16 protein-coding genes are annotated in these 21,921 nt (G+C 28.4%); 14 read left to right on the top strand and 2 right to left on the bottom strand.

Annotated elements, in window-relative coordinates; all coding sequences use genetic code 11:
• Positions 1 to 29: 29 nt before the first annotated feature.
• From KGF50_RS05605 to KGF50_RS05580, 6 genes are all read left to right on the top strand, one after another.
• Entirely contained in the window at positions 30 to 3,599 is a 3,570-nt protein-coding gene (locus KGF50_RS05605; RefSeq protein WP_227847183.1) for a DNA polymerase III subunit alpha, read from the top strand.
• A gap of 207 nt (positions 3,600 to 3,806) precedes the next feature.
• Positions 3,807 to 4,766: a 6-phosphofructokinase gene (pfkA, locus tag KGF50_RS05600; RefSeq protein ID WP_227830027.1), complete on the top strand. Its 960-nt coding sequence runs from the start codon at positions 3,807 to 3,809 to the stop codon at positions 4,764 to 4,766.
• 51 nt (positions 4,767 to 4,817) lie between these two features.
• Positions 4,818 to 6,578, top strand: a complete 1,761-nt coding sequence (pyk, locus tag KGF50_RS05595; RefSeq protein ID WP_227847182.1) for a pyruvate kinase — start codon at positions 4,818 to 4,820, stop codon at positions 6,576 to 6,578.
• 174 nt (positions 6,579 to 6,752) lie between these two features.
• Entirely contained in the window at positions 6,753 to 8,111 is a 1,359-nt protein-coding gene (gene rlmD, locus KGF50_RS05590) for a 23S rRNA (uracil(1939)-C(5))-methyltransferase RlmD (RefSeq protein WP_227847181.1), read from the top strand.
• A 192-nt stretch (positions 8,112 to 8,303) separates the two neighbouring features.
• Positions 8,304 to 8,882, top strand: a complete 579-nt coding sequence (locus KGF50_RS05585; protein ID WP_227847180.1) for a TetR/AcrR family transcriptional regulator — start codon at positions 8,304 to 8,306, stop codon at positions 8,880 to 8,882.
• Between the two features lie 56 nt (positions 8,883 to 8,938).
• A complete protein-coding gene (locus KGF50_RS05580) occupies positions 8,939 to 9,883 on the top strand; it encodes an alpha/beta fold hydrolase (RefSeq protein ID WP_227847179.1) in 945 nt (314 codons plus the stop codon).
• Between the two features lie 502 nt (positions 9,884 to 10,385).
• Here KGF50_RS05580 and KGF50_RS05575 read toward each other — a convergent pair.
• Positions 10,386 to 11,342: a GGDEF domain-containing protein gene (locus KGF50_RS05575; RefSeq protein ID WP_227847178.1), complete on the bottom strand. Its 957-nt coding sequence runs from the start codon at positions 11,340 to 11,342 to the stop codon at positions 10,386 to 10,388.
• Positions 11,343 to 12,059: 717 nt separating this feature from the next.
• Here KGF50_RS05575 and KGF50_RS05570 point away from each other — a divergent pair.
• The 8 genes from KGF50_RS05570 to KGF50_RS05535 all read left to right on the top strand — a co-directional run bounded on the left by KGF50_RS05570 (position 12,060) and on the right by KGF50_RS05535 (position 19,722).
• On the top strand, positions 12,060 to 12,821 hold the full coding sequence (locus KGF50_RS05570) for an ABC transporter ATP-binding protein (protein ID WP_413926793.1): 762 nt from the start codon (positions 12,060 to 12,062) through the stop codon (positions 12,819 to 12,821).
• 219 nt (positions 12,822 to 13,040) lie between these two features.
• Positions 13,041 to 13,895: an ABC-2 family transporter protein gene (locus tag KGF50_RS05565; RefSeq protein ID WP_227847177.1), complete on the top strand. Its 855-nt coding sequence runs from the start codon at positions 13,041 to 13,043 to the stop codon at positions 13,893 to 13,895.
• Entirely contained in the window at positions 13,895 to 14,686 is a 792-nt protein-coding gene (locus KGF50_RS05560) for an ABC-2 family transporter protein (RefSeq protein ID WP_227847176.1), read from the top strand. Before KGF50_RS05565 ends, KGF50_RS05560 begins: the two co-directional genes overlap by 1 nt.
• A gap of 28 nt (positions 14,687 to 14,714) precedes the next feature.
• On the top strand, positions 14,715 to 15,281 hold the full coding sequence (locus KGF50_RS05555) for a CDP-alcohol phosphatidyltransferase family protein (RefSeq protein WP_227847175.1): 567 nt from the start codon (positions 14,715 to 14,717) through the stop codon (positions 15,279 to 15,281).
• Between the two features lie 216 nt (positions 15,282 to 15,497).
• On the top strand, positions 15,498 to 16,877 hold the full coding sequence (locus KGF50_RS05550; protein WP_227847174.1) for an MATE family efflux transporter: 1,380 nt from the start codon (positions 15,498 to 15,500) through the stop codon (positions 16,875 to 16,877).
• Between the two features lie 318 nt (positions 16,878 to 17,195).
• Positions 17,196 to 17,807 (top strand): helix-turn-helix transcriptional regulator, encoded by a 612-nt coding sequence (locus tag KGF50_RS05545; protein WP_227847173.1) that lies wholly within the window; start codon positions 17,196 to 17,198, stop codon positions 17,805 to 17,807.
• Positions 17,808 to 17,847: 40 nt separating this feature from the next.
• Positions 17,848 to 18,798 carry an SDR family NAD(P)-dependent oxidoreductase gene (locus KGF50_RS05540; RefSeq protein WP_227847172.1) on the top strand — a complete coding sequence of 317 codons (951 nt, stop codon included), beginning with the start codon at positions 17,848 to 17,850 and terminating at the stop codon, positions 18,796 to 18,798.
• Positions 18,799 to 19,008: 210 nt separating this feature from the next.
• On the top strand, positions 19,009 to 19,722 hold the full coding sequence (locus KGF50_RS05535) for a response regulator transcription factor (protein ID WP_227847171.1): 714 nt from the start codon (positions 19,009 to 19,011) through the stop codon (positions 19,720 to 19,722).
• Between the two features lie 176 nt (positions 19,723 to 19,898).
• Here KGF50_RS05535 and KGF50_RS05530 read toward each other — a convergent pair whose 3' ends face one another.
• Positions 19,899 to 21,437, bottom strand: coding sequence for an ABC-F family ATP-binding cassette domain-containing protein (locus KGF50_RS05530; protein ID WP_227847170.1), 1,539 nt, complete (start codon positions 21,435 to 21,437; stop codon positions 19,899 to 19,901).
• Positions 21,438 to 21,921: the final 484 nt, after the last annotated feature.

Genomic DNA, 21,921 nt, shown 5'->3' with positions numbered 1-21,921 from the left:
ATTAAATTTATAAAACAGGAGGTGATTTAATGGAAAAAGATTTTGCTCATCTTCATGTACATACTGAGTATAGTTTACTTGATGGATTTTCGAGGGTGAAAAAACTTATAAAAAGAGCTAAAGAATTAAATATGAGTTCAATTGCTATTACTGACCATGGCTGTATGTTTGGTGTTATAGATTTTTATAAAACAGCTATAGAAGAAGGAATAAAACCAATTATAGGGTGTGAAGTTTATACAGCTGCACGTGGATTAAGAGATAAAGACCCTAATTATGATAAATATCAAGGACATTTAGTTTTGTTAGCTAAGAATATGGAAGGCTATAAAAATTTGATAAAAATAGTCTCGACTTCATATGTAGAAGGCTTTTACTATAAGCCTAGAGTCGATATGGAAGAACTTAGAAAGCATTGTGATGGGATTATAGCACTTTCTGCATGTCTTGCAGGAGATGTTGCACGTGCTTTGATGAATAGAAATTATGAAAAAGCAAAAAAGTTTGCCATTGATTACAGAGATATATTTGGTGAAGAAAATTTCTTCTTAGAAATTCAAGACCATAATTTACCAGAACAGAGAGAAGTGAATTCTGGGTTGGTGAAATTATCAAAAGAGACTGGTATCCCATTAGTTGCTACTAATGATGTTCACTATGTAAATAAAGAAGATTCAAAAATACATGATGTTCTTATGTGTATTCAAATGGGTAAAACAGTAAATGACCCAAATAGAATGAGATTTGGAAGTGATGAGTTTTATCTGAAATCAAGAGAAGAGATGGAAGAGTTATTCCCATATGCACTAGAGGCTATTGATAATACTGTAAAAATAGCTGATATGTGTAATGTAGAGTTTGATTTTAATACTATACATCTTCCTAAATATGATGTTCCAGATGGATATACACCAGAAACTTATTTAAGAGAATTGTGTTTTAATGGATTAAAAGAGAGATATGATAATCCTGATAGTGAGATACTAGATAGATTAAATTATGAATTAGATGTAATTGAAAAAATGGGTTATGTGGAATACTTTTTAATAGTTTGGGACTTTATAAATTTTTCTAAAGAAAATAATATTATAGTAGGACCAGGTAGAGGTAGTGCAGCAGGTTCAATAGTAGCGTATACACTTAAGATAACTGATATAGACCCAATAAAATATTCTCTCCTATTTGAACGTTTTCTAAATCCAGAACGTATATCTATGCCAGATATAGATATAGATTTTTGCTATGAGAGAAGAGAAGAAGTTATAGACTATGTAAAACGAAAATATGGTGATGACCATGTTGCACAAATAATAACTTTTGGAACAATGGGTGCAAAAGCTGCAATAAGAGATGTCGGAAGAGTATTAGATATAGGCTACAATAAGGTTGATAAAATAGCCAAAGAAATACCATTTGCTTTAGGAATGACGATAGATAAGGCATTAGATACAAATCCAAATCTTAAGGATTTATATGACCAAGACCCTGAAACAAAAGAGATAATCAATATATCAAAGCAAATAGAAGGAATGTTAAGACATGCTTCCACTCATGCAGCAGGAGTTGTTATATCCAAGAATCCTGTAGATGAGTATGTACCTCTATACAAGCATCAAGATGCAATTACAACTCAATTTACTATGACAACACTTGAAGAACTTGGTCTTTTAAAGATGGACTTTCTTGGATTAAGAACACTTACAGTTATAAGAGATGCACTTGACTTAATAGAAAAGAATAGAACAATAAAAAATTACACTGAAAATATAGATTTTTCAAAGATGGACTATGATGATCCAAAGGTATATGAAATGCTTTCATCTGGAAATACTTTAGGAGTGTTTCAGTTGGAAAGTGCTGGTATGAGGAGTTTTATGAAACAACTGAAACCAGATAATTTTGAAGATATTGTAGCGGGGATATCTCTATTTAGACCAGGTCCGATGGACTCTATACCTGCATATATAAAAAATAAAAGTAATCCCAAAAATGTAACATACTTACATGAGAAATTAAAACCAATAATGGAAGTTACATATGGATGTTTGGTATATCAAGAACAAGTTATGCAGGTTGTTAGAGATTTAGGCGGATATAGTTATGGTCGTAGTGACTTAGTTAGAAGAGCCATGAGTAAGAAAAAAATGGATGTAATGGAAGAAGAAAGACAATATTTTATTCATGGGAAATTTGATGAAGATGGCAACATAGAAATCGCAGGATGTGTTAGAAATGGTGTAGAAGAGGAAATAGCCAATAAAATATTTGATGACATGATAGATTTTGCTCGTTATGCATTTAATAAATCACATGCAGCTGCATATGGAGTTTTAGCATATGAGACAGCTTATTTAAAAACATATTATCCTGTTGAGTTTATGGCAGCTTTAATAACTAGTGTTATGGGAAATACTGATAAGGTAGTTGAATATATAAGAGAATGTAAAGCATTAGATATAGATGTGTTGCCACCAGACATAAATAAAAGTTTTTCAAAATTCTCGGTTGAAGGTGACAACATAAGATTTGGTCTGGCTGCTGTAAAAAATGTTGGTGTAAATATAATAAACAATATAATTGATGAAAGAGAGTCTAATGGATTATTTATAGACTTAGTTGATTTAGTTAAGAGATTAGACCAAAAAGATACAAATAAGAGAGTAATAGAAAGTTTAATAAAATGTGGAGCTTTTGATAATATAAGTGAAAATAGAGCTAGTTTGATGGCTGGTTATGAAACTTTACTAGAAAGTGTATCTATGGACAGAAAGAAAAATGTTCAAGGTCAGATTTCATTATTTGATGCTTTTGGAGATAGTGAAGAAGATAGCGACTTTCAACAAATATATAATCTACCTAAAAGACCAGAATATGAAGAAAGAGAGAGACTTAATCTTGAAAAAGAAGTTCTGGGAATGTATGTAAGTGGGCATCCTTTATCGCAATTTGAAAAAGAATTACAGGAAAAAACATCTATAGATAATGGAAAGTTAAATTCATTAAAAGAGGATGAAGAATCATATATACAAATGAATGAAACAGATGCAATAATGGGTGGGATGATTGTAAATAAAACGATAAAAACCACAAAAAGAAATGAAATTATGGCATTTATTGAGTTGGAAGATTTATATGGTGCTATAGAAATAATAGTTTTTCCTCAGTTATTACAAAAATATAATGTTATTTTGAATGAAGATAATATAATTTATGTAAAAGGAACATTAAGTATAAAAGAAGGCGAAAATGCAAAACTTATAGCTAGAGAAATAAAAGATATAAAAGACAATACTGACTTTGAAGCTAAAAAATATAATTCAGTAAGAACTAAAAATGTACAAGCTGTGAAATTAGAAAGTGGAAAAAAACTGTATTTAAAAATAGATAGTATGTCTGACACAGATACAACTTACAGTATTATAGAAATAGCGAAGCAATATCCAGGTAATGACAGTATATACTTATATCCTATGGATGAAAATATAAATGGTAAGCGAAAAGCATATAAAATGACAGGAGTATCGACTTTTATATGTGATGAATTTGTAAACAATTTAGAAAGATTACTTCCTAGGGATAGCATAAAGATAAAAGCTTAATTTTTTGGATAAAAATCTAAATATATTATAATAATATGAAAAATATTGTCCGTTTTGTGATATAATATCACAAAATGGACATTTAAGGACATTTAATTTTTTTAGTCTTGATGGGATTGAAAAATGATATAGGGACGAAAAAAGTCCATTAAGATATGATATGAATGATTATAATAAAATTTGACATAAAATCCAAGGAGGTAAAAAATGAAAACTATAGGATTACTAACAAGTGGAGGAGATGCTCCAGGAATGAATGCTGCAATTAGAGCGGTTGTAAGATCAGCAATATATTATGGATGCAAAGTATATGGAATCAATAGAGGATATAAGGGATTATTAGAAGAAGATTTAACTGAAATGAACTTATCTTCTGTTGGGGATATTATACACAGAGGAGGAACTATATTAAAATCTTCTAGATGTGAAGAATTCAAAACAGAAGAAGGTAGATTAAAGGCAGTGAAAATTCTTAAAAAGTACAAAATTGACTGCTTAGTTGTAATTGGAGGAGACGGTTCATTTACAGGAGCTCAAAAACTTAGTGACTTAGGATTTCCAGCTATAGGTATACCAGGAACTATAGATAATGACTTAGCATATACAGATTATACTATAGGATTTGACACTGCAATGAATACTATTATAGATGCTATAGGTAAAATAAGAGATACATCATCATCTCATGAAAGAGTTAATATAGTAGAAGTTATGGGAAGACACTGTGGAGATTTAGCCTTATATGCAGGTCTTGCAGGAGGAGCTGAAACTATAATAGTACCAGAAGTAGAGATTAAAGTAGATGAAGTTGCTTTAAGATTAAAGACGACTCAAAAAAGAGGTAAGAGACACAGTATAATTGTGTTGGCAGAAGGAGTTGGAAGTGCTAGCGATTTAGAGAAGGAGCTTAAAAAGGAATCAGGAGCGGACTTAAGAGTAACTGTATTAGGTCATGTTCAAAGAGGAGGAAGCCCAACTGTATTTGATAGAATACTAGCAAGCAGACTTGGTGTAAGAGCTGTAGAATTATTACTAGATGGAAAGTCAGCTAGAGTTGTCGGAATAAAAGAAAATAAAATAATTGACCTAGAAATAAGTGAAGCTTTATCTCAAAAGAAAGTTTTTGATAAAGAAGCTTATGAAATGGCAAAAATATTATCTATATAAATCTTAGTATTTAAAATAAATCTGTGAAATAATATTTCAGGAGGAGCAAATATGTTAAATAATGTAAAGAAAACAAAAATTGTTTGTACACTAGGGCCAGCATCACAAAGTGAAGAAGTTTTAACTCAACTTATGCAAAATGGTCTAAATGTGTGCAGATTTAACTTTTCCCATGGTTCACATGAAGAACACAAGGAAAGAATAGATATGGCGAAAAAAGTTAGAGAAAAACTAAATAAACCAGTTGCTATATTATTAGATACTAAAGGTCCAGAAATTAGAACAGGTAATTTTGCAGACCCAGAGGTATCTTTAGAAGAAGGACAGAAATTTACTATAACTATGAAAGATGTTGTAGGAACTAAAGAAATATGTACAGTAAGTTATAAGGGTCTTGCTGAAGATGTTAAAGTAGGAGATTCTATACTAATAGATGATGGTTTAGTTGGTTTAAGAGTAAAAGAAATAAATGGCGAAGATATAATGTGTATCGTTGAGAATTCTGGAATAGTAAAAAATCATAAAGGAGTAAATGTGCCTGGTGTAAAAATAAATCTACCAGCAATAACTCCTAAAGATATAAGCGACATAGAATTTGGAATAAGTCAAGGTATAGACTATATAGCTGCTTCATTTGTAAGGAAAGCATCTGATGTACTAGCAATAAGAGAAATCTTAGAGAATAACAATGCAACTGATATACAAATTATATCTAAGATAGAAAATCAAGAAGGTGTAGAAAACTTAGATGAAATATTAAAAGTTTCTGATGGTATAATGGTAGCTAGAGGTGATTTAGGTGTTGAAATACCTACTGAAGAAATGCCAATAGTTCAGAAAATGATGATAAAAAAATGTAATGAATTAGCAAAACCAGTTGTAACTGCTACTCAAATGCTTGATTCTATGATAAGAAATCCAAGACCAACAAGAGCAGAAGTTACAGACGTAGCTAATGCCATATATGATGGAACAGATGCAATAATGTTATCTGGAGAAACTGCTGCTGGAAAATATCCTGTAGAAGCTGTAAAGATGATGGCTACAATAGCAAAAAGAACAGAAGAAACTTTGGATTATGATAGATTGTTAAAGGAAAATGGTACTAATAATGTTACAGTAACAGATGCAATAAGTCATGCTACTTGTACAACAGCTGTAGATTTAAATGCATCAGCTATAATAACATCTACTTCTTCAGGTTACACTGCTAGAATGGTGTCTAAATTTAGACCAAAATCTCCAATAATAGCTACTACAAATAATGAAAAAACTATGAATAAACTAGCTCTTACATGGGGAGTTTATCCAGTTAAATCTTCTGTTGCAGGAAATACAGATGAAGTTATAGAAAAGGCAATAGAGGCAGCTAGACAAGCGGATTATATAGATAATGGAGAACTAGTGGTTATAACTGCTGGAGTACCAGTAGGAGTGAGTGGAACTACTAACTTAATAAAGGTTCATGTAATAAGTGAAGAAATTGTTCAAGGTATAGGTGTAGGAAATCAAACAGTAGAAGGTAAAGTCCGTATAATAAAAAATGGAGATACTTGTGTAGACTTCGATAAAGGAGATATATTAGTTTCTACAACTACTGATGCTGAAATGAACAATTATATAGAAAAAGCAGGCGCTGTAGTAACTGAAAATGGTGGAATGACATCGCATACAGCTATTGTAGGAATAAATTTAGATATACCAGTTATTGTGTCTGCAAATGATATAACTAATCTAGTAAAAGATGGAGAAGTTGTAACAGTAGATGCATCAAGAGGTGTAATATATAGAGGTTCAACTAGAGTTTTATAAGAAAATAATAAATTTATTTTGTCAAGGGGCTTTATAAGCTCCTTTTTTTTTGGTAAAATAAAATATTGTAGCTTAGTAAAAAATATAGTTTAGTTAATAGCAAGATTTTAATATAAATTTAAAGAAAAAAATTTGTAAGGATTTAAATTTAATATAGTGATTGGAGGGTGATTTATGCTTTCAAAAAACGAGATGTATATTGTAGATATAGTAGACATTGGACAAGGTGGAGTAGGCGTTGGAAAGTACAATGGTATTACAGTTTTTGTAGAGGGCGGATTAATACAAGATAAAGTTAAAGTTAAAATTAATAAGGTCAAGAAAAATTATGTTGTAGGAGACATTGTTGAAATAATAGATAAGTCTCCATTTAGAGTAAAAAGAGTGTGTAGTGACAATCTTAAAGATTGTGGAGGGTGCCAAATACAAGATTTAGACTATAACAAACAACTTGAAATGAAAACAAATGAAGTTAAACAAGTGCTTACAAGAATAGGTAAGTTGGATGATGTGGTAGTTCATGATACTGTAGGTATGAAGAAGCCATATAGATATAGAAATAAAGCTCAATTTCCAATACAAAAGAACAATGGAGTTCCAATTATTGGTTTTTACAAGAAGAAGACTCATGATGTAATATCGACAGAAAAATGCGTAATACAACATGAACTAAATGATAAAATTGTTAAGATAATAAAAACATATATAAGAGCTTATAAGGTAAGCATATATGATGAAAAGACTCAGACTGGAGTAATTAGACATTTGGTAACAAAAATTGGATTTACAACTAAAGAAGTAATGGTTGTATTAGTTGCTAATGGAAATAGACTCCCATATCTTAAAGAATTAGCTTCAGTATTAGAAGAAAACATACCTGGGTTTAAGACTTTAGTTGTAAATATAAATGAAAAAAATACAAATGCCATTCTTGGAAAAGAGAATATAGTTGTGTATGGAGATGGTAAAATAAATGATTATATAGGAGATTTAGTATTTGAGATTTCTCCATTGTCATTTTTCCAAGTAAATCCTATACAAACTAAGGTATTATATGATAAAGCTCTTGAATATGCAGATTTAAAGGATACTGATACTGTTTTTGATATTTATTGTGGAATAGGTACAATATCTCTATTTTTAGCACAAAAGGCTAAAAAAGTTTATGGAATAGAAATTATAGAAGATGCTATAAAAGATGCTAAGGTAAATGCTAGGTTAAACAATATACATAATGCTGAATTCTATGTGGGTAAGGCAGAAGAGGTTGTTCCTAAGATGTATAGTGAGGGTAAGACTGCTAATGTTGTAGTTGTAGACCCACCTAGAAAGGGCTGTGACGAAAAGGTTTTAGAGACCATTGTTTCAATGAATCCTGAGAGGATTGTTTATGTTTCTTGTAATCCTTCTACTTTAGCAAGGGATTTGGATTATCTAAATATGCATGGATTTAAATGTATTGAGGCACAGCCTGTAGATATGTTCCCTCATTCTACACATGTGGAAACTGTAGCTAAGATAATTAAGAAATAGTAACACTTATATAGATTATAAATTAATAATATATTTTATTTGCCACCGATTTGCCACCATAATATGATTTCGGTGGCAAATTTATTTTACAATTCAATAATGAACAAAATTAAAGTTCTGTTTTTTAATAATGAACATACATTGTAATTATTATTCTCTGCAAGTATGATATTTCTAGGAGGATTACTAAAAATGCAGATAAAAAAAGAAGAAATAAAAAATAAAATTGCAGAAGTTGCAACAAATGAATTTTTAAAAAAAGGCTATGAAAATTCTTCTATGAGAACTATAGCTAAAAAAGCTCATACATCTATTGGAAATATGTATCATTACTACCCTAATAAAGAAGAACTTTTAAAATTTATAATAATGCCAACCATTAATGTAGTTGAGAAAAACCTAGCAAAACATGTCTGTTTAGAAGAAAATAAAGTGCTAACCAAGGAATCGGCTTTACTATATCTAGATGATTTAAATAACTTTTTAGAAAAAAGTGGATTTAAATATTTTCTAAATAAAAATACGATTATTCTTCTTAAGCTAGAAAGTACTGATTTAATCGTTTACAAAGAACGAATTATTAATAGTTTACGTAATCATCTAAAATGGCATTTAAACATAGATGATTTTCATTATTCTAAAATGATAATTAATATGTTAATAGATTGTATTAAATACATACTTATTGAGTATGAAGACTCATATGAAGCATACTTACAGTTTTCTAAAATATTTCGCATACTTTGTATGGGATTAATTGGACAAATATAACAATATTGTCTAAAAATAAAATATCATTAATTAAAATGAGAGGAGCATAGTAAAATATGCAATATTATTACAATCAAACAGAATGGAAATTAGTTCAACCATATTTACCTTTAAATAATCAGTTAAGAGAAAAAAATTTACCTAACGAATATTTTATAAAATGGGAAGGAATAAACATTCATATTGATCATTATAAAGTTGATAATCACAAGGGTACTGTTATTGTATTTCATGGGGTTGGTGGGAATGGGCGATTGCTTTCAAGTCTTTCTCTACCTTTAGTAGAAGCAGGATATGAAGTAATTTGCCCTGATTTGCCACTTTACGGAAATACAGAAATATTAAATGTTTTAAAAATTACTTATGATACATGGGTTGATTGTGGGACTTTTTTGGTTAACTACTTTCAAGATAAAGGTGAAAAAATATCATTATTTGGACTAAGTGCAGGTGGATTTTTAGCATATCAAGTGGCATGTAATTGTAAAAATATCTATGCATTAATGGCTTCTTGTTTTTTGGATCAACGTATTCCAATAGTAATTGAACAAACAGCTATTTCACCACTCATAGGAAAAGTAAGTAAAAAATGCCTACCTGTAGCAAATAAGTTATTTCCTAATTTCAAGATACCCATTAAACTAGTGGGAAATATGAAAAAAATTGTAAATAATAAAAACTTAGCTAAAATTCTTATCAAAGATAAAAAATCTTCTGGAAGTAGAGTAACAATATCTTTTTTATATGGGATGCTAAGCCCTTCTGTTAGTATAGAGCCAGAAAATTTTAATGATTGTCCAGTATTGTTAGTTCATCCTGAAAATGATTGTTGGACAGATGTATCATTAAGTAAACTGTTTTTTGACCGATTAACAGATAATAAAAAGATTACTATGCTTGAAGGTGCAGGACATTTTCCAATAGAAGAAAATGGATTGAATAAAATGAGTAGTTCTTGTATCATATTTTTGGAACAATGTTATGAAATAACAAATTTATAGAATTATTTTTATTGTCTTTATGTATTACTATAAGGAGAAATATAAAAAATACTTAATATGAAAAATTAATATTGAGTGAATATTAGGTTTGAAAAGACTCTTAAATTCTATAGAATAGAGAAATAAAACAAATCTAAATATATGAGTATGTAAAATTATACTTGAACATAAAATTATTTTATGGTAACCTATTGAAGTTTTAGTTATCAGAGAGCCAGATGAACAGACACAGAGCCGATAAATTTGTGAGTAATAGTGGTATATTGGCTCTGTTTCTATCTGTTTTTTATGTTTTTTAGTATTCATTTATAAATACATCAAATAATGCTGAAAAAGCAGTTATTGCATTTAATTATCCAACAAAAGACGTGTGTGGTTGTAATCCCCAACAGATTTTTTACTATCGATGTATAATTATATATGCATTAGTTTAAATAAAGATAAAATAAAGCAATAACATGCCAGTTAGGAGGTTATTTTATATATCTAAAATTAGTTGGTTCTAAAACCAACTAAAACTCCCTTTATTGTTTCGTTTTGTATAATATAGAGCATAGTCAGATTGTTTATATAAAGATTGAAAAGTATCTAAGTCACTTTCTAGTTTTGATATACCTATAGAACAAGAGTTGCTATCAGAACATAATTGTGCAACTTTTTTTGCCTTATTTTCAACATCTTCCTTAGACTGATTGATATATTCAAATACAGCAAATTCATCTCCTCCAAGTCTTCCAATAATAGCATCATTGGCAAACACTTTAGTCAAAACATTAGCAAATTGTATTAATATTTCATCTCCTCTAATATGACCAAATATATCATTTATTTGCTTAAAATTATCTAAATCAAAAATATAAAAATACCCACATGAAGTAGTTTCTAGTATTTCTTTTATATGTACTTCAAAGAAATGACGATTATATAATCCAGTCATAAGGTCTTTTTCTGATTTTAACTTAAATTCATGAGCCATAGCTAGAGCTTCTTTTGCTTTTTCAGTTATTGTTTTAGGATAGTATTCATCTTTTACTTGATCAAAGTTTGGAATAGAATGGTGCACATGGAGCAGTGTAATTTTACCATCTATAACTTTATATACCATAGTAAATCGAGTATCCATTTCTACATAGATTTCTCTTTCTAAGTACTCCTCCTCTATTACCCATAGGGTTCCATATACTATGAAAGTCTCATTTGTAACTTTAGTACATGAGTACCATTCATCTATAATTTTAAAATTTATTTCTTCTGATTCTTTTTGGTCTTTTTCAAGATTTATAATGAAGTTTTCTAATGATGTATAGAATTCATGTTTTCCTGTTCCAAACAATGTAAAATTATCTTCTAATAAAGAAATGATAAATTGTAAGCCATCCTCATCTGGATTTAAAATATAAATGTGCCAGATTTTCTTTGATAAATCACATAATTGTTCTTGTATTGTATTATTTTCCATAGAGTAACCCCTTAAGATTTGTAGTTTATAATTCTTTTAGTTAGTACTATTTATTTGGACGCTTGTGACAATATTATAATATAGAATTAAAAAAATTGCATCTGATTTGTATGATAGTGTACTTTATAAGATGTAAGTATAGGGTAATTATATCTAATGCAAATAATATATTTTTAAATTTCATTTAAACAAATTAATGAAAATTATTTTCAATTGTAAAAAAATAAGATAAATTTAAATATATGAGTATCTTAAATTATACTTGAACATAAAAAAGCTTTATGGTAAAATATCAACAATAATATTAGTAAAGGAGTGTCTTAATGTCGGAGTTATATATAATGGTAACCAACAAATAAATAGTTGGAGACGCATAGGTATTCTGTTTAATCAGAATTTTTAAGTGTATTTTTGATACATTTAATTGTTGTGTCTTACTCTGCCTTTATAGATAACTAACATATGACAACAAATAATAATATTATTATATATTACTTTGTTAAATTGTGGTGTAGTGGGCTTTAATCTGCTACACCTTTATTAATTTTACATAGTGTTATTATGAATATAATTATGTTGAAATAGAAAAGATTAAATTTTCTAGTCCACAGGAGTTTTCTGTTTTTGTGTAGGTAAAGATGTATACCACATAAAAAGGCAGATATAAATACCTGTGGACTTTTTTTGTAGAAAATACAAGATATGGAGGCAATAAAAATGAGTATTATTGAACTTAATGAACTGACTAAATCTTATAGAAGATTTGAGAAAGAACCAGGACTTATGGGAAGCATAAAATCTTTATTTAATAGAAAATATACAGAAAAAACAGCTATATCATACCTTGATTTAAAAATAGAGGAAGGAGAATTTGTCGGATTAATAGGGCAAAATGGAGCTGGAAAAACAACTCTTGTTAAGATGATGACTGGAATTATTGCACCATCCTCTGGAAAAATTTCTGTTATGGGTTATCATCCAAATAAATTAGAAAACAACTTTAAAAAACAATATGCTGTTGTTATGGGGCAAAAAAGTCAGCTATTTTTTGAATTGACACCAGCAGATACATTTCTATTGTTTAAGGAACTATATGATATATCTGATGAAGAGTATAAAAAGAATTTGGATTACTTTATAGAGTTGTTTGAAGTATCTGATTATCTAAATGTTCAAGTTAGAACACTTTCTTTAGGAGAAAGGATGAAAATGGAACTTATTGTAGCACTTCTCCATAATCCTAAAATTTTATTTTTAGATGAACCAACAATAGGTCTAGATGCAGTGGCACAAAAACAAATTAGGTATTTTCTGAAAGAAGTAAATGAGAAAAAAGGTACTACAATAATGCTTACATCTCATTATATGGAGGATATTAAGAGCCTTTGTAGCCGAAGTATTGTCATAGAAAATAGTCATAAAATATATGATGGCTCTACAGATGAATTATTTAATCATTTTCAAAATATAAGAAAATAACAGTTAGCTTTACTGATGAAACCAAAATTTTATTTCCAAAAGACTGTAAGGTTATTGAGCAAACAAAACATAAAATATCAGTAATTGTTCCAAAAGAAAAGGGGAATGAAACTGTTAAATGGATTTTTGATAAGTATGATGTTGAGGATGTAACAATTGAAGAAGAAGATATAGGGAATGTTGTAGAACGAATATACAAAGAAGGACGTGAAGAGTATTATGAACAACTATAATGAAGCATATTCAAGACAATCATTGTTTTATAGGTCTAAACAAAATATAAGAAAGTACTATGAAATAGCTAAAATTAATTTCAAAGTACAACTTATTTGGAGGTTTGATGTAGTAGTTAACATGATGTTTACTATTATAAAAATTTTATTTGCTTATATTTTGTGGAAGGCAATTTTTGGTGAAAATGACATAGTTTCTGGCTTTACATTCAATTCAATGTTGTCTTATTATATAATAAGTTCATTTTTATCAGGTATTGACATGTCAAGAAGTACAAGTGAGGAGATATGTAATCGTGTAAAGTTGGGTACCTTTTCAAAATACATGATTATTCCAATTGATGCACAAAATTATTTCTTTGCTAAAAATTTTGGAATGACCTTTTTTTACTTAGTATTTAATATGATTTCTGCTTTTGTATGGATTTTTATATTTAAAATAGATTTTGCCTTTACATCAAATCCAATACAGATTTTAATTTCAATTTTGATGATTTTCTTAGGGCTTATTTTTATGATGCAGCTTCATTTCTTTATTGGAATTTTATCATTTAAATTTCTAGAGATTGGTTTTTTTAGAATGATAATCGATAATATAACTGAGTTTGTTACAGGAACAATGATACCACTTGTACTTTTGCCAGAAGTTGTAGTAACTATTATGAAGTTCTTTCCATTTTATTACACAACCTATTTACCATCTATGCTATTAATAGGTAGAAATAGCAATGAGGCAGTGCAAGGACTGATTATTATAGCGTTATGGGTCTTATTCTTCTTTATAGTAAATAAAATCGTCTATAAGAGGATGAGAACACTATTTGATGGGGTGGGGATATAATGAAAAAAAATTTTAAAATAATATTTATGTTACTAAAAATGAAATTATCAAAAATGATGGTGTTTAGATTTGATTTTTTTGGAGCATTTTTTGTAGATAGTTCATTATTTATATTACAATTATTAATGTTTAATGGGATTTATTCTCATGTAGATTCAATAGGAGGTTGGCAGAGTGGAGAAATGCTAATATTTATAGGAACTTTTTCATTGATAAATGCTATAAACATGACTATTTTCTGTTTTGGAATTTATGATATTCCACGTAAAATTCAAGAGGGAGAATTAGATTATTATATTACAAAGCCAATAGACCCATTGTTTAGATTGACATTTGAGAATATTAATATCGGTTCGTCACCTTTAATTTTGGCAAGTATACTTATAGTTGTATATGGAGTATCTGAGTTAAACTCAGAAATAACTTTTGTTATGGTAATAGCATATACATGTATGGTGTTATTGATGACATTGCTTTTTTATGATGTGTGTATTATATTCCGAACAATTCCATTTTTTGTTATATCATCCTCTGCTATAATGAGATTAGAAGCTAATTTACTGCCAATGAACATGAAAATTCCGGGTGTAATTTATGAAGGTATTTTTAAACTTCTATTTTATTTAATTTTACCATATGGAATTATGTCAACAATACCAACTCAAATTTTGTCTGGGACACTGACAATAAAAGGGTTAATCTACTCAATTAGTATTGTATTTGTGTTTACAGTATTTATGTGGAGATTTTGGAAATTAGGAATGAAACATTATAAAAGTGCAAGTAGTTAATAAGTTTTCAGTTTTGAGGTGACAAGGAATGAAAAATATAGCAAATATTATTACTATACTTAGAATTATTTTATCAATAGCTTTGCTCAAAATAGATATGTTTTCTTCTTTATTTTTTACAGTCTATATTATGTGTGGAGTAAGTGATTTTCTTGATGGATATATAGCTAGAAAAATGAATATGGCAAGTAAGCTTGGTTCAAGGCTTGATAGTATAGCTGATATATGTTTCGTAATATCAATGTTTATTATTATGCTTCCAGTAATAAATATTTCAAAGTATATAGTATTATGGATATTAATAGTTGTCCTTGTTCGAATTACATCAATAATTATAGTGATTCGTAAATACAATACATTTGCTATATTACATACATATGGAAATAAATTATCTGGGTTTATGTTATTCTGTTTACCATTAGTTTATAACATTATGAATACAAATTTACTTGCAAGTATAATTTGTGTTATAGCAAGTATCTCAGCTATTGAAGAAGTAATAATACATCTATTATCTAAAGAGTTGAAAGTAGATGTTAGTAGTATTATAGAAGTACTTATTCATAAATCTGTTTCATATGATACTAGACGATAGAAGCTAAAATTTATATCAGCATTGATTGAAAGACGCAAAATAATTAGATTAAAGATTAAGGTGTTATCCTTATCGTATATGACATCATAATAGCAAGATATATTAAAACTCTATTTAAATAATTAGATATAATTTTTATGCAGAAAGGAGGTTTGTAAATGCATAATAATTTAAGTATTATTTTAAATAGAATTAATATACAGAATAATGATGTGAATGAGTGATATATTATATTCTAAAAATCAAAAAGAAGATAATATTCATGTGCAGGATAATTTACTTGCACAGAGATTTAATTTGTTTTCTTTATTAAAATTTGCACTTCCTACTATATTCATGATGATTTTTATGGGACTATATACGATTGTAGATACTATATTTGTATCTAGATTTGTAGATACAAATGCTTTATCTGCAATTAATATTGTCTGTCCTATTATTAATATTATTGTTGGACTTGGAACCATGCTCGCTACTGGAGGGAGTGCTATTGTAGCTTGCAAGATGGGGAATGGCGATATGGATGGAGCAAATAAAATCTTTACTTTGACTATATTATCTGGAGTTATAATTGGAATACTAATTACCAGTATAGGTCTTATATTTATGGACAATATTATTATATGGCTAGGAGCAAGTGACATTTTGATTCAATATTGTCGCTCGTATCTTTTTGTTATCTTGATTTTTGCTTCTGCTAATATATTACAGGTATTATTTCAAAGTCTATTTGTAACAGCTGGTAAACCTCAATTTGGATTATGGTTAGTGATTGGAGCGGGATGTACTAATATAATTCTAGATTATGTGTTTATTGTACCATTACAAATGGGTATTGGTGGAGCAGCACTTGCAACTGGTATTGGATACTTAATTCCAACTATTGCAGGTATAGTCTTCTTTTCGAAAAATAAAGGGGCACTTAGATTTTGCACACCTAAATTAGATAAAAAAGTATTATTTAAGATTTGTTTTAATGGCTCTTCTGAGATGGTGGGTCAGTTATCAACAGCAGTTACTACTTTTTTATTTAATGTCATGATGATGAGATTGATTGGTGAAGATGGAGTTGCAGCTATTACAATAATTATTTACTCTCAATTTCTTTTAACATCACTTTATATAGGTTTTTCAATGGGAGTTGCTCCAGTAATAAGTTATAATCATGGAAGTGGAAACAGTATTCAGCTGAAACGTATTTTTAAAATCTGTATATTGTTCATTTCAGTAGCATCATTACTTGTATTTATATTTTCTATATTGCACTCCCCAACTATTGTAGAAATTTTTTCTCCAAGAGGAAGCAATGTTTATAATATTACAAAGTATGGATTTTATATATTTTCTTTTAGTTTCCTTTTTTGTGGATACAATATTTTCACATCAGCAATGTTTACCGCATTATCAAATGGAAAGATATCTGCAATACTATCTTTTTTACGTACATTTGGTTTTATAACTATCAGTCTGTTGATATTACCAAGTTTGATAGATATAAATGGAATATGGTTAGCAGTGCCAATTGCGGAGGCTTTAACCTTATTTTTAACAGTCATCTTTATATATAGATATAAGAATAAATATGATTATATATAATTAGTAAATAACTACTTTAAAGTTTTTAATAAATAATTTGATTAGTATTCAATATATTAATTTAAAACTAGGAGTATAAGTTAATGGAATAATTATTTATATGCTAGAGTCATAACTTGATTGAGTATAGCTACTACTAATAGTAGCTATACTTTTTTTACTGTTTGTGTAATTTATGTTATGTCAATTTGTTGTAAGAGTAGTTAGTTGTTTGTAAACTTAAAAATGTTATCTTAACATTTCTAATAATTGATTTTATCTATTAGAGATGTTACTATTAGTAATATAAAAAAGAGCAAATAAAGATAGGGGGAAAAAATGGATAAAATTATTTTAGGGTTACTTATGATTAAGAAGTTGACAATTTATGAACTTAGAAACATTATAGAAATGAATTTTACTTCTATGTGTAGTAGCAGTATGGGAAGTATTCAAGCAGCAATAAAAAAATTACTTGAGAAGAAGATGATAGTATATGAAGAATTTGTTGAAAATAGTGTGAATAAGAAATTTTATACCTTAACTAATGAAGGAAAAGAGTGTTTTTTAGAATGGGTTCAGACAGCCATGATTTCTGGCAAGATGAAGGATATGGAACTAAGTAAATTATTTTTTATGGGATTTGTTCCGACTAAAAAGAGATTACCATTAATAGAATCTTATCTTGCTGACCTCAAAAAAGAAAAAGAGCAATTGGAGAATATTAAAAAACAGGACAACAATACTGCAAAGTTGCAATATATTGCTTATATAGAAAAAAATAAAACAGAGTTTAGCCACTTTTTGAAAGTTACTGAGAATTCTAACATACAAAAAGATATTCAAGATATAATTGATTTTGAATTATTGACTTTACAATTTGGAATTGATAGAACAAATTTTGAAATAGAATGGTTTGAAAAATTGAAGAACAAGTTAATTTGTGATTAACCAAATAAATAATTAGAGTTGAGAAAAGGGGGAAGCTAGTATGAAAGGAACTGTAATCATAACTGGAGCTAATTCTGGAATAGGAAAAGCAGCAGCATTTAAGTTTGCATCAGAAGGTTATAGAGTTATAATGGCATGTCGCAACATTAAGATTAGTGAACCAGTATGTAAGGAAATAATTGCTAAAACTAAAAATAATAATATAGATTTGCTTCAACTGGATATTTCATCAAAACAATCAATTCATAGTTTTTGTGATACATATAAGAAAAAATATGATGTTCTTGATATTTTAATTCACAATGCTGGACATTTTAGGCATGGAGAAAAAAGATTTCAACAAAGTATTGATGGTATAGAGCTAACATTTGCCATAAATCTGTTTGGACCAGTTCTTATGACTGACTTATTATTGGATGTACTTGCTAAATCAAAGAATCCTAGAGTTTTAAATGTTTGTAGTACAAATATAAAGCATTTCTTTGATGATAGAAGAAAACTTAATTTTAAAGTTTTGAGTGGTGAAACGATAGAAGATAAAGGGTACAATCCTTATAAGCTTTATGGAGATTCTAAAATGGCTTTGCTTATGGCTACAACTATGATGGAAGAAGAATACAAACATTATAATATAAGTGTAAATGCAATTATGGTTCCAGCAACAAAAATGAGTAAAGAAACAATTAAAAAATTTAATTCTTACTGGAAATTTCTTGCGTTCTTACAAAACTTTATTATACCAAAATCAGAAACTATTGGTGAAGCTTACTTTTCTATTTGTACTTCTAATATTTATGCAGATATTAATGGTAAACTAGTAAATCATCAAGGAAAAGTTGTTAAAATGGCTGATGATTCAATATCATTTATAAAAATTATGACAAGCAATGATATTTATCCACCTTATGTCGATAACAAAGAGATAATAGAGAAGGTATGGAATATATGCAAACAATATATTGAAAATGCTAAAAGTAATTTAGCAAAATAACATATGTTTATTATTTGGTACAATATGATAAAAAATTACTATTAAGTATAATTTAATTTATAATTAATATATACTTGATTTTATTTAATAGCTTTAATATACTTTAAGCAGAAAGCAGAAAGCAGAAAGCAGAAAGCAGAAAGCAGAAAGCAGAAAGTTAAATAATTGATAAATAAAAGATAATAACTCTTTATTAGGAGTGATTTTACTATGGAAACATACTTTAATAAGAAAATATTACTTGTTGATGATGAAAGAGATATAATCAATTTAATTGAGGAAGTCTTGATAAAGGATGGCTTTAAAAATATTGCTAAAGCTTATAATGGATTAGATGCACTTTCTTTGTGTAAGACAGAATGTCCAGATGTTGTTATTCTCGACATAATGTTACCTGATGTAGATGGGATAGAAGTATGCAAAAAAATTAGAGAGTTTTCATATTGTTCAATTCTCTTTCTTTCATCAAAAGATGATGATATTGACAAAATACTTGGTCTTAGTAGTGGAGGAGATGATTATATAACAAAACCATTTAGTCCAAGAGAAGTTGTTTTTAGAGTCAAAGCTCAGTTACGTAGACAACAATATCAAAGTGTTGCATCATCAGAAATTTCAATGATTAAACTAGGTAATATTACAATTGATACAGAAGGATGTCGTGTGTATAAAGATGCAAATGAAATTGAGTTAACAGGTAGAGAATATCAACTTTTAAGTTATATGGCTCAAAACTTAAATAAAATTATAGGGAAAGAAAGTCTTTATGAACAAGTATGGGGCGTATATAGTAGTATATGTGACAATACAATTATGGTACATATAAGACATTTAAGAGAAAAGATTGAAGATAATCCTTCAAATCCTAAAATACTAGTAACAGTCAAAGGGCTTGGATATAAGCTTGTGAATAGAGTTGATTAGACTGAATTTTAATAGTTATTTTTAGGCACCCATTTATGAGTGCCTATTAATATGCTTATATTTTAGTAAAATATTTACAGTCTAAAATATAACAAATACAAGAGATACTAAAATATTAAAAACAACTAATAATTAGTATTATCTATAAACAGAATATTTCCCAACAGTATAGTAATTTATATCAATTGTTTTTCTATATTAAATACCTTGTCAACCCAACCTTTATAAAACTTTTCTTCATGAGAAACCAAAATAATACTTCCTTTAAATTGTTTCAAAGCATTTTGTAAAGCATCTTTTGTTTCTGCATCAAAGTGGTTAGTTGGCTCATCTAAAATCAAGAAATTACAAGGGGACAACATCATACAACATAATTTAACTTTAGACTGTTCACCACCACTTAGTGTGGAAACACTTCTTGAAACATGTTCTTCTTTTACACCACACTTGGCTAAAGAACGTCTGATTTCTTTTGCACTTAATTTTGTATACTTATCCGCCATTATTTGAAGTGGTGTTTTAGTAGGATTTTCCCATTTTAAATCCTGTTCATAATAACCAATTTTTATTTGGTCTGAGAATATAAAGTTTCCAGAAATACAAGGAATATCTTTAACCAATGTTTTTAGCAAGGTGGATTTACCAATTCCATTGAATCCAGTTATAACTACTTTCTGACCTGCATTAACCGAAAAATTTAATTTTGGGAGCAATGAATAATAGTATCCAACTTCAAGATTAGTTACTGTAAGTGAGTTTTGTGCAGACATTTCAATTTCTGCAAATTGGATGCATGGTTTTCCTGTAAAGCTAGGAGGAGCTATTCTCTCTATTCTATCCAATTGTTTTTGTCTTCCTCTTGCAATTTTTGAATTTACACCAGCTTTATTTTTACGTATAAATGTTTCTTCTTTTTCTATTTTCTTTTGTTGTGCTTGATATTTTCTAATATAATCCTCCCTTAAGTGTGATTTTTGTTTAAGAAATTCTGAGTATTTTCCATGATATTTTTTAATCATTCCAAATTCTATATCGAGAATACCTGTAGAGATTTTTTCTAGAAAGTCAAAATCATGTGAGACTACAATAAATGCACCTCTAAATGTATTTAGATAGTTAGCAAGCCATTCAACATGTTCTTTGTCTAAAAAATTTGTTGGTTCATCTAATAATAAAACTTCATAATTAGAAAGTAGCAATTTTGCCATAATTACTTTTGCTCTTTGACCTCCACTAAGTTCCCCGATAACACGATTCATTCCTATTGAATCTAGTCCAAGACCATTTGCTACCTTATTTATTTCATTGTCTATAGAATAGAAATCACTTGCTATTAATTGCTCTTGATAAGTTGATGCCTTAATAAGTTGTTGCTCATCTCCAGATATAGCACTTTCCTGATATAGCAAATTCATTTCTTTTTCTATTGTATAGAGGTCTTCAAATGCAGTGTGTAAATACAGTGATATTGTTATATCTCTATTAATATCTGCATATTGGTCTAGATGACCTATTTTAATATTAGGTTGCCACTTAACCTCTCCTGTGTCTGGGATAACTTCTCCTAATAAAATTTTAATTAAGGTGCTTTTACCTGCGCCATTTTGCCCAACCACACCGATATGTTCACCTTTGAATAAATCAAAGTCAGTTTTTTCGTACAGTGATTTATCCATAAAACATTGTGATAAATTATTTACCTTTAATAAACTCATAATTCAAACTCCTTTTTTACTATAAAAATTTTATGAAAATAAAAAAAACAGAGGAATAGCATTATAAAATGCCGACCTCTGCTTTTGGAAAAACAAAAGGCCATAGATAAGCATTGCTATCTACGGCCATAAAATCTATATATCTATCGGCAACTAGGTAAATTTAAATAAGCATAGCTAAAAAACTATACTAAACCTATATTTGCCGATGAAGATAGAAGCTTTAAGCTTCCAGATTAACCTCTACACAACGCTTCATCGTATACATTTGTGTAGAGTTAAGTTTTCTAACAAGTTTAACTAATTTTATATAAATCATAATTGTTCACATCCTAATCTCAATATTAATTCTAATTCATTTATATTTAAATTGTACTATTGTACTTTTGATTTTTTCTTATTTAATTTAATACATATATCACTAATTATAGCTTAAATCATGTTATCATAATACTTAATCATAGTCAATATAAAAGATATTTTT

Origin of the sequence: Clostridioides sp. ZZV15-6598 (genome assembly GCF_020657705.1) — a bacterium.
Classification (GTDB): domain Bacteria; phylum Bacillota; class Clostridia; order Peptostreptococcales; family Peptostreptococcaceae; genus Clostridioides; species Clostridioides difficile_F.
This window is presented reverse-complemented; position numbering and strand designations above follow the sequence as displayed.

Coding starts and splice junctions, on each gene's coding strand:
- KGF50_RS05605 (WP_227847183.1), top strand. CDS start 30: ATGGAAAAAGATTTTGCTCATCTTCATGTACATACTGAGTATAGTTTA.
- pfkA (WP_227830027.1), top strand. CDS start 3,807: ATGAAAACTATAGGATTACTAACAAGTGGAGGAGATGCTCCAGGAATG.
- pyk (WP_227847182.1), top strand. CDS start 4,818: ATGTTAAATAATGTAAAGAAAACAAAAATTGTTTGTACACTAGGGCCA.
- rlmD (WP_227847181.1), top strand. CDS start 6,753: ATGCTTTCAAAAAACGAGATGTATATTGTAGATATAGTAGACATTGGA.
- KGF50_RS05585 (WP_227847180.1), top strand. CDS start 8,304: ATGCAGATAAAAAAAGAAGAAATAAAAAATAAAATTGCAGAAGTTGCA.
- KGF50_RS05580 (WP_227847179.1), top strand. CDS start 8,939: ATGCAATATTATTACAATCAAACAGAATGGAAATTAGTTCAACCATAT.
- KGF50_RS05575 (WP_227847178.1), bottom strand. CDS start 11,342: ATGGAAAATAATACAATACAAGAACAATTATGTGATTTATCAAAGAAA.
- KGF50_RS05570 (WP_413926793.1), top strand. CDS start 12,060: ATGAGTATTATTGAACTTAATGAACTGACTAAATCTTATAGAAGATTT.
- KGF50_RS05565 (WP_227847177.1), top strand. CDS start 13,041: ATGAACAACTATAATGAAGCATATTCAAGACAATCATTGTTTTATAGG.
- KGF50_RS05560 (WP_227847176.1), top strand. CDS start 13,895: ATGAAAAAAAATTTTAAAATAATATTTATGTTACTAAAAATGAAATTA.
- KGF50_RS05555 (WP_227847175.1), top strand. CDS start 14,715: ATGAAAAATATAGCAAATATTATTACTATACTTAGAATTATTTTATCA.
- KGF50_RS05550 (WP_227847174.1), top strand. CDS start 15,498: ATGAGTGATATATTATATTCTAAAAATCAAAAAGAAGATAATATTCAT.
- KGF50_RS05545 (WP_227847173.1), top strand. CDS start 17,196: ATGGATAAAATTATTTTAGGGTTACTTATGATTAAGAAGTTGACAATT.
- KGF50_RS05540 (WP_227847172.1), top strand. CDS start 17,848: ATGAAAGGAACTGTAATCATAACTGGAGCTAATTCTGGAATAGGAAAA.
- KGF50_RS05535 (WP_227847171.1), top strand. CDS start 19,009: ATGGAAACATACTTTAATAAGAAAATATTACTTGTTGATGATGAAAGA.
- KGF50_RS05530 (WP_227847170.1), bottom strand. CDS start 21,437: ATGAGTTTATTAAAGGTAAATAATTTATCACAATGTTTTATGGATAAA.